Here is a 13,190-nt window from a genome sequence, read left to right on the forward strand (position 1 = left end):
CCGTCAGAATATGCATTCCAAAACTTGGACACCAAAATTAGAGGCGCCAATACTAGCATGATTCGCCAAAATCGACGCACGGACTTCCATTGAGATAAAATGAATCGCTCGTCTTTCACCGCGCCTCATCCATCAGTTCGCGCATCTTTCGGATGCTGCCGTCGAGCCCCTCGAAAATCGCTTCCCCGATCAGAAAATGCCCGATATTCAGCTCCGCCAGTTGCGGGATGGCAGCAATCGGGGTGACATTGTCAAAGGTCAGGCCATGGCCGGCATGCGGCTCGATCCCGTTTTTGGCGGCCAGCGCAGCGGCATCGGCAATTCGTTTCAGTTCCGCTTCGCGCTCGCTTCCGGTGACATGGGCATAGTGGCCAGTGTGGAACTCCACCACCGGCGCGCCGAGGTGGATGGCGGCCTCGATCTGGCGTGGATCGGGTTCAATGAACAGACTGACGCGGATGTTCGCGTTTCGGAGCTGTCCGACAAAATCCGTCAGACGGTTGTGCAGGCCGGCGGCGTCCAATCCGCCTTCGGTGGTACGTTCTTCGCGGTTTTCCGGAACGATGCAGGCCGCATGTGGTTTGTGGCGCAGCGCGATTTCCAGCATCTCGTCGGTCGCCGCCATTTCCAGATTGAGCGGAATGTCGAGCTCGTCCATCAGCACGGTCAGGTCATCGTCGCGGATATGGCGGCGGTCTTCACGCAAATGTGCCGTGATGCCGTCCGCCCCGGCTTTCGCGGCCATCAGGGCGGCACGTACCGGCTCCGGATGATCCCCGCCCCGCGCGTTGCGGATGGTAGCGACATGATCAATATTCACCCCGAGACGCAGGTCGGGCTGAAGATGGTTGTCCGTGTTCACGCGCCGGCAACTTTGGCCCGGCTACCCGGCTTGATTGCCGGTATCGCGGCCAGTTCGGGCGGCAGTTGGTCCGGGGCATAGCTCGGGACGTCCAGCGTCACCAGCGGGTAAAAGGGCACGTCAAATTGTGCGGCACCGTTGGAGCGGTCGACCAGCGCGCCGGCGGCAACGACATCTCCGCCCGCTTCGCGAATGGCCTGAATCGCTTCGCGCGACGACAGGCCGGTGGTGACGACATCTTCCATCATCAGCACTTTCTGTCCCGGTTCCAGCCGGAACCCGCGACGCAATTCGAACGTGCCTTCAGGGCGTTCGAGAAACAGCGCCTCGAGACCGAGCGCACGGCCCATTTCATGTCCGATAATGACGCCGCCCATCGCCGGGGAGACGACAATATCAATGGTCCGTCGGATGTTCTGCGGGATCTGGGCCGCAAGGGCTTCCGCCATCCGGGCGGCGCGAGCCGGTTGCATTAATAGTCGGGCGCATTGCAAATAACGCATGCTGTGTCGCCCGGAAGACAGCACAAAATGGCCTTCCAGCAAGGCGTCGCTGTCGCGAAATTCCTGTAATATCTGGTCTTCGTTCAAGCTGCCCGTCCTGTTCTGTCTCTTGGTTGCTGACGAAATGGGTTCTGCCCGAAAGCAATGGAAGCCCAAAAACTGAAAAAATATGCGTAGAGTAGCTTGAGGCTTGCGGCAACCCTGCTTATAAGCCGCAGCACACGGACTGTTCCCGGTCTAATTCGTTGATGTGCTTGTGGCCGTATTGCCATCTCTCTCTGCTTCGATATAGGCCCTGAAACACCCGGAAAATGGGGTTAAAACAAGGTTGGGTAATAGATGACTCATTATGTGAAGGCATGGATTCTGGCATTGGGCCTGATTCTCACACCCGCTGCGGCGAGTGCGCAGGATGCGCAGCCCGAAGCAGCGGCGACCGAAGAGGTTGCGGAAGCGACGGATGCAGCTGCATCGCCATCGGGTCTTGACCCGGCGCTTTACGTGCCGATGAAGCCAACGCCGGGCGTCGGCATGCCGGTGCAGGGCGGTATCGATTTCCAGCCCCAGGTGAGCGCGACCGGAAAACAGGCGAAATGGATCAACAACGCGATTCTTCTGCCGATCATCACGGTCATCTCGCTCTTCGTGCTGGCACTGCTTTTCTGGGTCATGATCCGCTATCGCCGCGGTGCCAATCCCGAACCGTCCAAGACCACGCACAACACCTTTATCGAGATTGTCTGGACCGTCATTCCGGTACTGATCCTGCTGGTGATCGCGGTGCCGTCGATCAGCCTGCTTGCCAAGCAGTTTGAGCCTGCGCCCGAAGATGCGCTGACCGTCAAAATCACCGGTTATCAGTGGTATTGGGGTTACAGCTATCCGGACAATGGCGACTTTGAAATCATTTCCAACATGCTGCCCGAAGATGAAGCCAAGGCACGCGGCGAGCCGTTCCAGCTGGCCGTGGACAATCGCATGGTCATTCCGGTCGGCAAGCCAATCAAGATGCTCGTCACCGGCGCCGACGTGATCCACAGCTTTGCGCTTCCTGCGGCCTGGTTCAAGCTTGACGCCGTCCCCGGACGGATCAACGAGAAGGTCATGCAGATCGACGAGGTTGGTGTCTATTACGGCCAGTGTTCGGAACTGTGCGGCGCCCGCCATGGCTTCATGCCGATCACGGTTGAAGTGCTGCCAGAAGACAAGTTTAACGACTGGGTCCGCGCCAACGGCGGAACGGTCAGTGGCGATGAAACCGAAACGGATGATGGCGGCGAGGAAGCAGCGGAAACAGCTGAAGTCGCCGCAGCAGAAACAACAGACGGTGCAGCTGCTGATGCAGCCGCCGCTGCGAACTAAGGGGTAGCAGACAGATGACCACCATTACAGCAGATGGCCATATTGAAGATCACGCACATGACGCGGATCACAAGCCAGCCTTTTTCCAGCGCTGGTTCATGTCTACCAACCACAAGGATATCGGGACGCTCTATCTGATCTTTGCGATTATCGCAGGGATTATCGGCGGCGCCATGTCAGGCCTGATGCGGCTGGAGCTGGCGGAGCCGGGCATCCAGTATCTGCAGGCCTGGGCCAGCATCTCCAACGGCACCGAGGCGTCGATGGACGAGGCCTATCACCTCTGGAACGTGCTGATTACCGCGCACGGACTGATCATGGTCTTTTTCATGGTCATGCCCGCCATGATCGGCGGCTTTGGCAACTGGTTCGTGCCGCTGATGATCGGTGCACCGGACATGGCCTTCCCGCGAATGAACAATATCAGTTTCTGGCTGCTGGTTCCGGCCTTCCTGCTGCTACTGGGTTCGGCCTTCGTGCCAGGCGGTACCGGTAACGGGGCAGGGACCGGGTGGACGGTCTATGCGCCCTTGTCGACCAGCGGGGCCGTCGGGCCAGCCATGGACATGGCGATCCTGTCGCTCCACCTTGCCGGCGCGAGCTCGATCCTCGGGGCGATCAATTTCATCACTACGATCTTCAACATGCGCGCACCGGGCATGACGCTGCACAAAATGCCGCTCTTTGTCTGGTCCGTGCTTGTCACCGCTTTCCTGCTTCTGCTGGCACTGCCGGTTCTGGCCGCGGCGATTACCATGCTGCTGACCGACCGGAATTTCGGCACAACCTTCTTTGATGCAGCCGGCGGCGGTGATCCGGTATTGTACCAGCATCTGTTCTGGTTCTTCGGACATCCCGAAGTCTACATCATGATCCTGCCCGGTTTCGGCATGATCAGCCACATTATCGCAACCTTCTCGCGCAAGCCGGTCTTCGGCTATCTCGGCATGGCTTATGCAATGGTGGCAATCGGTGTGGTCGGCTTTGTCGTCTGGGCGCACCACATGTTCACCACCGGCATGTCGGTCAATGTGAAAATGTATTTCACGGCGGCCACCATGGTGATCGCGGTGCCGACCGGCATCAAGATTTTCTCGTGGATCGCGACCATGTGGGGTGGCTCAATGACCTTCAAGACCCCGATGGTCTGGGCGCTTGGCTTCATCTTCATGTTCACCGTTGGCGGCGTGACGGGTGTTGTTCTGGCCAATGGCGGCATCGACGACAACCTGCATGATACTTATTATGTGGTTGCCCATTTCCACTATGTGCTGTCGCTGGGTGCGGTCTTCTCGATCTTCGCCGGCTTCTATTACTGGTTCCCGAAAATGTCGGGGCGCCACTATAGCGAGCTGCTCGGCCAGCTGCACTTCTGGATCTTCTTCATTGGCGTGAACGTGCTGTTCTTCCCGATGCATTTTCTGGGCAACCAGAGCATGCCGCGGCGCTATCCCGACTATCCGGAGCAGTTCACTTACTGGAACGAGATCGCGTCCATGGGTTATGCGATCATGGGCGTCGGCGTACTGATCTTCTTCCTCAACATTGCCTATGCCTTTGTGGCCGGCCGCAAGGCGGAAGGCAATTACTGGGGTGAGGGCGCAACGACGCTGGAATGGACCTTGTCCAGCCCGCCGCCGTTCCACCAGTTCGAAACGCTGCCCCAGGTCAAATAGACCCGCCGGGCTACAGAAATGAAATTTGCGGCGGTCGTAACGGCCGCCGCATTTACGGAAAACCAACCGGAATCTGATACGGACATGACGACAGCTTCGACATCATTGCAAAATCTGGCCAGCGCACGGGATCTGTTCGCGCTGACCAAACCGCGGGTCATGTCGCTGGTCATTTTTACTGCGCTGTGCGGTTTGCTCGCTGCCCCTGGCGCGCTGCACCCGGTACTGGGCTTCACCGCGATTCTCGCGATCAGCCTGGGGGCCGGTGCATCAGCCGCGCTCAATCAATGGTATGAGCATGATATTGATTCGGTGATGAAGCGCACCCGTTCACGGCCGCTGCCCGCTGGCCGGATGGACCGGGACACCGCGCTGCATTTCGGCATCGGATTGTCCTTCTTTTCGGTTCTGCTGATGGGTGTGGCTGTCAACTGGCTGAGTGCCGCGATCCTCGCCTTTGCCATTTTCTTCTATGCCGTGGTCTACACCATCTGGCTGAAGCGCAACACGCCGCAGAATATCGTTATTGGTGGTGCGGCCGGCGCCTTTCCGCCGATGATCGGCTGGACCGCGGTGACCGGTGATATCACTGTCATGCCGATTCTGCTGTTCGCGATCATCTTCTTCTGGACCCCGCCGCATTTCTGGGCGCTGGCGCTGTTCGTCAACAGCGATTATTCCAAGGCCGGCGTACCGATGATGCCGGTTGTCGCCGGGCGCCAGTCCACGCGCAAACAGATTTTCGGCTACAGCCTGATCCTCGCCATTTGCGCCATCGCCCCGTTCGCCCTGAATGCCACCGGGGCAATTTATGGAACGGCAGCGATTCTGCTCAGCATATTCTTTTCGGCCCTGTCCTTCCGGGTGATGGTCAGCAAGACATCCGAGCCGTCGGACATGGTCCAGGAAAAGCAGCTGTTCAAATTCTCCATTTTCTATCTTTTCGCCCTGTTTGCCGCGCTTGTCGCGGACCGGGCAATATTGGCGGTGTGATTTCAGGATGAGCGACATGAGCCCCGACAACAAGCCGATGACCCCGGAAGAGCAGAAAGTCTATCAGGCCCGCCAGCGGCAGCGCGCCACCATCATGGGCGGACTGCTGTTTTTCCTCGTCGTCCTGTTCTACCTGATCACCATTGTGAAGATTGACGCATCGATCCAATGACCCAGACCCAATCCCCCAGTCTTTCCGGAAAGAACCGCCGCATCGCGATGATGGCAGGCTTTATGGGCCTCGGCATGCTGGGCATGGGCTATGCCGCGGTGCCGCTCTACGAGATATTCTGCCGCGTTACCGGATATGGCGGTACCACGCAGCGTGTCGGCGAGGCACAGGCTGCCACGGTCCAGGCGATCGACAGGACCATGTCGATCCGCTTTGACTCCAACGTTAATTCGGCGCTGCCATGGAGCTTCAAGCCGGAAAATCCTGTCGACCGTGTCAGCGTTGGCGCGCGGGACATGGCGATCTATATCGCCAAAAACGAATCTACCGAGCCGGTAGTCGGTACGGCGACGTTCAATGTTACGCCGGTGCAGGCCGGGAAATATTTCAACAAGGTCCAGTGCTTCTGCTTCACCGAACAATTGCTGCGGCCGGGCCAGATGATGCGGATGCCGGTGCTCTACTATGTCGATCCGGCGATCATGGATGATCCGGAAACCCGGGACATCAAGGAGATTACACTCAGCTATACATTTTATCGCTCGAAGGACGGCAAGGCGCTGGACCCGGCGGAGAGTGGCAGCTAAAGAAATTTAACGAGGAAGTTGGGGAACTACTAATGGCCGGAGCCAAAAACCACGATTATCACATTCTTCCGCCGGATATCTGGCCGTTTTTTGGTGCCTTTGCGGCATTCACAATGGCGATTGGCGGTATTCGCTGGATGCACAGTGATATTTATGCCTTCGGTCCGCTGATCTTCGCCATTGGCGTTTCGGCCGTTGCGCTGACCTTCTACGCCTGGTGGGCCAATGTCATCAAGGAAGCCCATGCCGGTGATCACACGCCGGTGGTGCAGCTGCACCTGCGCTATGGCATGATCCTGTTCATTGCTTCGGAAGTGATGTTCTTTGTGGGCTGGTTCTGGGCGTGGTTTGACTTTGCCCTGTTCCCCGAACCGCTAGAGCTGGTAGACGGTATCACCACCAATTTCATCGGTCAGGACGGTGCGGCGGCGCTGGCGCAATGGCCGCCGAAGGGTGTGGAAGTTCTGAGCGCCTTTGAACTGCCTTTGCTCAACACGCTGATCCTGCTCTGCTCCGGCACCACGGTGACCTGGGCGCATCACTCGCTCATTCACGGCAACCGTGACGGGCTGATCAAGGGCCTGTGGCTGACCATCATCCTGGGTGCGATTTTCACGGCGATCCAGGTTTATGAGTACAGCATTGCTCCTTTCCCGTTTGCTGGTCTGAACTACAGCGCGGCCTTCTACATGGCGACCGGTTTCCACGGGTTCCATGTTCTGGTCGGGACGATCTTCCTGATCGTCTGTCTGGGCCGGGCCTACAAGGGACATTTCACGCCGAAGCAGCATTTCGGTTTTGAAGCCGCTGCCTGGTACTGGCATTTCGTCGATGTCGTGTGGCTGTTCCTGTTCATCGTCGTCTATGTCTGGGGCGGCTGGGGCGCTCCAGTCCACTAGGACGAGATCTTGAACGATACCCAACAAACAAAAGGGCAGCCGGACCTGTTTCCCGCTGCCCTTTTTGGTCTGTGCCCTCGCTGTGGCCAGAAAACAATGTTCGCCAGCGTGACCCGCTTTGCCGACAGGTGCCGCGCCTGCGGTCTCGATTATGACCGGTTCAATGTCGGAGATGGTCCGGCGGCCTTTCTGACGCTGATTGTCGGGGGCGTAATTCTCGCCCTGGCTTTGCTGGTTGAACTCAATCTCGATCCGCCGCTCTGGGTACATATACTGCTTTGGGTGCCGCTGACGGTGGCTTCGGTTGTTGGTGCCTTGCGCGTTTCGAAGGCGATGCTGCTGATCCTCGAGCATCGGAACCAGGCGGGCGAAGGCAGTATTGACCGCGACGAGGCAGATCAGTGAAGCGGCCTCCGATCATTGCCTCGCTGATCGTTGCTGCGGCTGTCGGAACCATGATCTATCTGGGGGTCTGGCAGCTGGACCGGATGGACGAAAAGAACAGTCTGCTGGCAACCTATGCCGCCAATTTCGACCGCCCGGCCATCGCTTTCCCCGAACTCGGACCGGTTGCGGATGACGCCATGTTCCGCAAGTCGGAAGTGACCTGCCTGCGGGTTGCGGAATGGCAGGATAATTCAGGCACGGCAGCCGACGGGACCAAAGGTTTCCGGCATCTTGCCCGCTGTGTCACCGGGGCCGAAGGGCCGGGTGCCCTGATCAATGTTGGCGTGAGTAATCGGCCCAATATGGAGGTTGAATGGGAAGGCGGTCCGGTCAGCGGCTGGATCACCCAGGCGCCAGGACAATCCACTCTGGTGGATTCGATCATGGGCCGGGCGACTGCAAGGGGTCCCATGCTGGTTGCCGACCAGCCCCTGGCCGGACTCAAGCAACCGGCGCGTCCGTCGGTCGATGACATTCCCAACAACCATTTCGCCTATGCCGTACAATGGTTTTTGTTCGCGGTCATCGCGCTGATCATTTACGGCATTGCTCTTCGGGCGCGCTCCAGAGCCTGAAACATGTCCTATTTGTAATAGTCGGTGCGCAGATTGATCCCGTGCTCCAGCCACGCTTTCAGGGAGCAGAGCATTTGGGTCCAGCCTTCGCAATTACCATAGGAGGCCTCCAGCCCGGCGGCATCGTCCCGCCAACCCTGCTCTGACACCGTGACCAGCGTTCTGCCATCGTCAAGAGCCTTGAATTGCATGGTCATACTGGTTTGGTAGCCGGCACCTGCGTCTTCCGCGTGTTCGCCGGATTCGTCCACCGCTTCCCAACGAAGCACGATCTTCGAATTGGGGATCAAATCGACCACTTCCACTGGAACCGGACCGGGGAAATCGTGGAACTCCCAGGTCACGGTCGCTCCCTTCTCCAACCTTCCTTTTGCGCCCCCGGTGGTGAAGTAACTGGACAGACTGGACGGGTCCACAACCGCCTCGAACACCTCTTCGACCGGCTTTGCGATTCGGGCGGCGACCTTGAATTTCAGCTCCATGACGAATCTCCTTGAATGCCACTCTATTATGTTATAAAAATATAACATGTCAATAAGCGAGCAACATGACCGGATATTCAAGGCCCTGGCATCGCCGGTTCGACGGCAGATTCTCGATGATCTGCGCGATCAGCCACTGACAACCGGAGACTTGTGCCGGCATTTCCCCGAACTCGACCGCTGTACCGTGATGCAGCATATGAAAGTGCTGGAAGGCGCCGACCTCATCATCCCCGAGAAAAAGGGGCGCGAGCGGTGGAATCATCTTAATCCGCTGCCTATTCACGCGATCCACGAGCGCTGGATCGGACCCCATGCTGCGCGGGCGGTGGAACGGCTTGACCGGCTCAAAAACCGGCTCGAAAAGACCCCGGCTTCCGGCCCAGTCCAAGCATAGGCCTTGCTCTGGCGAAAAGGGGCCGCTAACCCGCTGGCCATCATGGAATATATCTCGACCCGCGGCGGTTCTGCGCCATTGAACTTTGAACAGGTCACTCTGGCCGGCCTGGCTGGCGATGGCGGGCTCTATGTCCCGACTGAATGGCCGAAATTTTCGCAAGATCAAATCGCCGATCTGGCCGGGCTTCCCTATGCGGAAGTCGCGCTTCGGGTGATGAAACCCTTTGTCGGGGATACTCTCGTTGAAGACGAGCTGCGCGAGCTGTGCCAGCAGGCCTATGGCCGGTTTGCCCATGCCGCCGTGACACCGTTGGCGCAGCTCGACGGCCAGCACTGGCTGCTCGAGCTTTTTCACGGCCCGACCCTAGCGTTCAAGGATGTCGCCCTGCAGCTGCTGGGCCTGTTGTTCGAAAAATTCCTCGCGCGGCAGGACAAGCATTTGACGGTCGTCGGTGCGACATCTGGTGACACGGGATCGGCAGCGATCGATGCGCTCGCCGGTCGCGAGAAGGTCGATATCTTCATGCTGCATCCCGACGGCCGAATTTCCGATGTCCAGCGCCGGCAAATGACCACCGTCCTCGCGCCCAATGTCCACAATATCGCGCTGGACGGAAGCTTTGATGATGCCCAGGCCATGGTGAAGCGCATGTTCGCGGATACCGAAGTAACCGATCGCTTTGCCATTTCTGCTGTGAATTCGATCAACTGGGCGCGGCTGATGGCGCAAATCGTCTATTATTTCTATGCCGCCAGCCAGCTTGGATCACCCGCTCGCAAGGTTGCTTTCTCTGTCCCGACAGGGAATTTCGGTGACGTTTTTGCCGGCTATGTCGCCGCGCAGATGGGACTGCCAGTCGAGCGGCTCATCGTCGCCACAAATGTGAATGACATTCTCCACCGGGCGCTCAGTGCCGGAGACTATTCCGCCGGAACCGTCACACCGACAGCGGCGCCGTCGATGGACATTCAGGTCAGCAGCAATTTCGAGCGTCTCCTGTTCGATCTGGAAGGCCGGGACGGAGCGAAAACCGCGGCGCGGATGGCGGCTTTTGACCAGACCCGGAAAATGGCGCTGCCCCCCGAGATGCAGGCTGCGGCCCGCGACATTTTCACCAGCCATCGGGTGGATGCGAATGACATGTCACTCGCGATGCGCTGGGCCCATGAAGAATCGGCACAAGTGATCGATCCGCATACGGCGATTGGCCTGTCAGCGGCGCGCAATGCGGATATCGACCCGTCGGTGCCGATCGTCACGCTGGCGACGGCACATCCGGGCAAATTTCGCGAAGCTGTGGAACGGGCAACCGGTTTCCGGCCAGCCCTGCCGCGGCGTGTCGGAGATCTGTTCGATCGCGAGGAGGCCTGTGACAAACTGCCGGGCAGCTATGACGCCGTGAAGGACTATGTCACCGCCCGGGCGACACCGGCTCATGGCTGAAGCCGCTTTCCAGCCCGGTGTCATGGTCAGCAGACCTCGCCCGGACTATGCGTTGCTCGACAGCGGGCACGGGCGCAAGCTCGAACGCTATGGTGACTTTCAGTTTATTCGACCCGAACCGCAGGCGATGTGGGCGCCGGCGCGTGATGACTGGCAGGCGCATGGGGAATTTATCCCCGCGTCAGATGATGACGGCGGTGGCCGCTGGCATTTTCATCAACCGGTCCCGCGCGAAGGCTGGTCGCTGACATGGGAAGAAGTGACTTTCACGGCACAATGCACGCCGTTCCGCCATCTTGCCTGGTTCCCCGACATGGACCCGGTCTGGCGCTGGATCCGCACGCAGCTGGCCGGCAAGCCGCCGTCTGACGAGGCCCCGCAGGCGATGAACCTGTTCGGCTATACCGGTGTGGGTACCCTGGCCCTGTCTGCTGCAGGTGCCAGCCTGGTCCATGTCGATGCCTCGAAGAAATCCGTCCGTGCAGCGCGGGACAATGCTGAACTGTCGGGCATGTCCGATCGTCCGATCCGCTGGATCATTGATGATGCAGCCAAATTTGCGGCGCGCGAAGTTCGGCGTCAGAAGCGCTATGACGCGATCCTGCTCGATCCCCCCAAATATGGCCGCGGTCCCGATGGCGAGATCTGGCGTCTGGAAGAAAATCTCGCGCCGCTGATCGAAAGCTGTGGCCAGCTGCTCGACCAGGACAGCCGCTGCCTGTTCCTGACCGTCTATGCGGTGCGCATGTCCGCGCTTTCCCTGGGTTCGCTGCTTCATGAAAAGCTCGGCCATTTGCGTGGCCGGATCGAAGTCGGCGAACTGGCCGTGCAGGAAGAAGCCCGCGGCCTGTTGCTGCCGACTGCCATTTATGCGCGCTGGTCCCAGGGCAACGACTCTGCCTGACTTGTCAACAACCATGCAACATGGTGAAAGGTTCCCATGACAGATAGCCTGATACTGGAGGTCAAAGACCTCGAAGTGGATGTTTTGACCGGTATTTATTCGGAAGAGACCCATTTGCCGCAACCGCTGCGCATCTCGATCGCTGCCGAACTGAAAATGCAGGAGCGCTATGAGGCGGACACGCCGCTGGAGAAATCCAAAAACTATATGGATCTCAAGCATGCGGCCACCGAGGCCTTGCCTGAAGGCGTCCACTTCAAGCTGATCGAGGCGGTCGCGGATCACATCATCGAAACGCTGTTCCTGCAGGACGAGGGCGTTTTGCGAGTGACGGTGAAGATCGTGAAATTGCTCATCTCCGAAAAAGGCGAAGCGATCGGCATCACCATGTCGCGGACCCGCAAATGACGGCGGATCTCGCGAAACTGGCACTGGTCACCGGCGGTTGCCGCCGACTGGGTGCCCGCATTGCGGAACGGCTGGCGGCATCGGGCTATCAGCTGGCGCTGCACGGGCACAGCGATTCACAACCGGATGATCAGCTGATGGCGGCGCTGGAAAAAACCGGTGTTCGCTGGCAGGGTTTCGTGGCGGATTTCGCCGCCGAGGGTGCCGCCGGTCAGCTGGTAGAGGATGTGGCAGATCATTTTGGCCATGCGCCCACGCTGGTAGTCAACAATGCCTCGCTGTTTGAATATGACGATCTGGGTTCGGTCAACCAGCCGACAATGGAGCATCATTTTCGGATCAATACGGTAGTCCCGACCCTGATCACCTCACGCCTGTCCGGCCTGCTGAAATCCGGGGACCGGGCCGCAGTCGTGCATATTCTCGATCAGCGGGTCCGCAATCCCAATGGCGACCAGCTCAGCTACACCATTTCCAAACAGGCCCTAGCCGAGGCTGTCCGCACACTGGCCCGGGCCTGTGCGCCGCAATTGCGCGTCAATGGCGTCGCCCCGGGTCTGACCTTGCCTACGCAAGACTATGCCCCGGCGCAGATGACCAGACTGGCAGAGGCCATGCCGCTCGGCCGGTTGTCGGATCCTGAAGATATTGCTGAAGCCGTTCGGTTCCTCGCTGAAGCCCCTGCAATTACCGGTCAGACAGTTTTTGTCGACGGCGGCGCGCATCTGGAAAGCTATGACCGGGACTTTGTCTTTCTGGGCAAGGACTGAGCCCGGGCATACGCCCTAAAGGACAGCGTTGCACCTTTGGCATTCCTTGCCATCTTTATACCAGGCCGGTTCCGTGGTGGGATTGCGGCTGTTTAAAGAGATGAGAGGTCTATCATGCGTTTTTCCCCCAAAGTGCTTTTCGCGTCTGCTGCGATTGTCGCCCTGGCTGCCTGTTCTTCCGAGGCGCCGGAGGCTGCTGTCGATGACACGGCAACCGAGGAAGCGGCGACGGAAGCCCCGGCCGCGGCTACCATTGTCGAAGTGGCCCAGGGCAATGAGAATTTTTCGACATTGGTGACGGCCGTTGTCGCTGCTGATCTCGGTGAGACATTGAGCAGTGATGGTCCGTTCACGGTATTTGCACCCACCAATGATGCGTTTGAAAAGGTTGACGGTGACACATTGTCCGCTTTGCTGACCCCGGAAATGAAGGATGATCTGACGGGTCTGCTGACCTATCACGTCGTTGCTGGCGAGCTGAAAGCGGCAGATGTGGTTCAGGCCATTACCGACGGTGGTGGCACGGCGACTCTGACCACCGTACAGGGTGCGCCGCTGAAGGCCACGCTCGACGGTGAGAGCGTCATTCTGGAAGATGCAGCCGGCGGCAAGTCGACTGTGATCATGACTGATGTGGAAGCGTCCAACGGCGTGATCCACGCGATCGATACCGTGATCATGCCAGGTTAGTTTCGGGTCGCAAACCG

General features: G+C 58.9%; 17 protein-coding genes. 14 read left to right on the forward strand and 3 right to left on the reverse strand.

All coding sequences use genetic code 11. The features are described from left to right. Positions 1-115: 115 nt before the first annotated feature. Positions 116-862 carry a pyridoxine 5'-phosphate synthase gene (locus BUQ90_RS05900; protein ID WP_204244739.1) on the reverse strand — a complete coding sequence of 249 codons (747 nt, stop codon included), beginning with the start codon at positions 860-862 and terminating at the stop codon, positions 116-118. Next, a complete protein-coding gene (gene pyrE, locus BUQ90_RS05905; protein ID WP_074204136.1) occupies positions 859-1,452 on the reverse strand; it encodes an orotate phosphoribosyltransferase in 594 nt (197 codons plus the stop codon). Before pyrE ends, BUQ90_RS05900 begins: the two co-directional genes overlap by 4 nt. A gap of 252 nt (positions 1,453-1,704) precedes the next feature. On the opposite strand from pyrE, the gene coxB reads away from it, so the two are divergent. From coxB to BUQ90_RS05940, 8 genes are all read left to right on the forward strand, one after another. Continuing rightward, complete coding sequence (coxB, locus tag BUQ90_RS05910) at positions 1,705-2,727, forward strand: cytochrome c oxidase subunit II (protein WP_074204137.1); 1,023 nt, start codon at positions 1,705-1,707, stop codon at positions 2,725-2,727. 14 nt (positions 2,728-2,741) lie between these two features. Next, positions 2,742-4,403, forward strand: coding sequence for a cytochrome c oxidase subunit I (gene ctaD / locus BUQ90_RS05915; protein ID WP_074204138.1), 1,662 nt, complete (start codon positions 2,742-2,744; stop codon positions 4,401-4,403). A gap of 84 nt (positions 4,404-4,487) precedes the next feature. After that, the gene (locus BUQ90_RS05920; protein ID WP_074204921.1) at positions 4,488-5,396 is read left to right on the forward strand and encodes a heme o synthase; all 909 of its coding nucleotides are present in this window, start codon (positions 4,488-4,490) and stop codon (positions 5,394-5,396) included. A 16-nt stretch (positions 5,397-5,412) separates the two neighbouring features. Next, entirely contained in the window at positions 5,413-5,568 is a 156-nt protein-coding gene (locus BUQ90_RS17670) for a hypothetical protein (protein ID WP_159437035.1), read from the forward strand. Beyond that, positions 5,565-6,155, forward strand: a complete 591-nt coding sequence (locus tag BUQ90_RS05925) for a cytochrome c oxidase assembly protein (RefSeq protein WP_074204139.1) — start codon at positions 5,565-5,567, stop codon at positions 6,153-6,155. Before BUQ90_RS17670 ends, BUQ90_RS05925 begins: the two co-directional genes overlap by 4 nt. 32 nt (positions 6,156-6,187) lie before the next feature. Then, the gene (locus tag BUQ90_RS05930) at positions 6,188-7,054 is read left to right on the forward strand and encodes a cytochrome c oxidase subunit 3 (RefSeq protein WP_074204140.1); all 867 of its coding nucleotides are present in this window, start codon (positions 6,188-6,190) and stop codon (positions 7,052-7,054) included. Positions 7,055-7,063: 9 nt separating this feature from the next. Further along, positions 7,064-7,459: a DUF983 domain-containing protein gene (locus BUQ90_RS05935; protein ID WP_074204141.1), complete on the forward strand. Its 396-nt coding sequence runs from the start codon at positions 7,064-7,066 to the stop codon at positions 7,457-7,459. Beyond that, positions 7,456-8,076 (forward strand): SURF1 family protein, encoded by a 621-nt coding sequence (locus BUQ90_RS05940; protein WP_338044516.1) that lies wholly within the window; start codon positions 7,456-7,458, stop codon positions 8,074-8,076. Before BUQ90_RS05935 ends, BUQ90_RS05940 begins: the two co-directional genes overlap by 4 nt. Before the next feature lie 8 nt (positions 8,077-8,084). Here the strand turns inward: BUQ90_RS05940 and BUQ90_RS05945 are convergent, their stop codons facing one another. Beyond that, the gene (locus tag BUQ90_RS05945) at positions 8,085-8,558 is read right to left on the reverse strand and encodes an SRPBCC family protein (RefSeq protein ID WP_074204142.1); all 474 of its coding nucleotides are present in this window, start codon (positions 8,556-8,558) and stop codon (positions 8,085-8,087) included. 46 nt (positions 8,559-8,604) lie between these two features. Here BUQ90_RS05945 and BUQ90_RS05950 point away from each other — a divergent pair, with 46 nt between their 5' ends. The 6 genes from BUQ90_RS05950 (at position 8,605) to BUQ90_RS05975 (ending at position 13,173) form a co-directional block, all read left to right on the forward strand. Beyond that, the gene (locus BUQ90_RS05950; protein WP_074204143.1) at positions 8,605-8,955 is read left to right on the forward strand and encodes an ArsR/SmtB family transcription factor; all 351 of its coding nucleotides are present in this window, start codon (positions 8,605-8,607) and stop codon (positions 8,953-8,955) included. A gap of 42 nt (positions 8,956-8,997) precedes the next feature. Continuing rightward, complete coding sequence (gene thrC / locus BUQ90_RS05955) at positions 8,998-10,401, forward strand: threonine synthase (RefSeq protein WP_074204144.1); 1,404 nt, start codon at positions 8,998-9,000, stop codon at positions 10,399-10,401. Then, positions 10,394-11,305 carry a class I SAM-dependent methyltransferase gene (locus BUQ90_RS05960; protein ID WP_074204145.1) on the forward strand — a complete coding sequence of 304 codons (912 nt, stop codon included), beginning with the start codon at positions 10,394-10,396 and terminating at the stop codon, positions 11,303-11,305. The genes thrC and BUQ90_RS05960 overlap by 8 nt, the downstream gene beginning before the upstream one ends. 36 nt (positions 11,306-11,341) lie before the next feature. Beyond that, positions 11,342-11,713 carry a dihydroneopterin aldolase gene (locus BUQ90_RS05965; RefSeq protein ID WP_074204146.1) on the forward strand — a complete coding sequence of 124 codons (372 nt, stop codon included), beginning with the start codon at positions 11,342-11,344 and terminating at the stop codon, positions 11,711-11,713. Continuing rightward, entirely contained in the window at positions 11,710-12,483 is a 774-nt protein-coding gene (locus BUQ90_RS05970) for an SDR family oxidoreductase (RefSeq protein ID WP_074204147.1), read from the forward strand. The genes BUQ90_RS05965 and BUQ90_RS05970 overlap by 4 nt, the downstream gene beginning before the upstream one ends. Before the next feature lie 114 nt (positions 12,484-12,597). Next, a complete protein-coding gene (locus BUQ90_RS05975) occupies positions 12,598-13,173 on the forward strand; it encodes a fasciclin domain-containing protein (RefSeq protein WP_074204148.1) in 576 nt (191 codons plus the stop codon). The last annotated feature ends 17 nt before the right edge of the window (positions 13,174-13,190 follow it).

It is taken from the genome of Parasphingorhabdus marina DSM 22363, from assembly GCF_900128895.1.
Classification (GTDB): domain Bacteria; phylum Pseudomonadota; class Alphaproteobacteria; order Sphingomonadales; family Sphingomonadaceae; genus Parasphingorhabdus; species Parasphingorhabdus marina.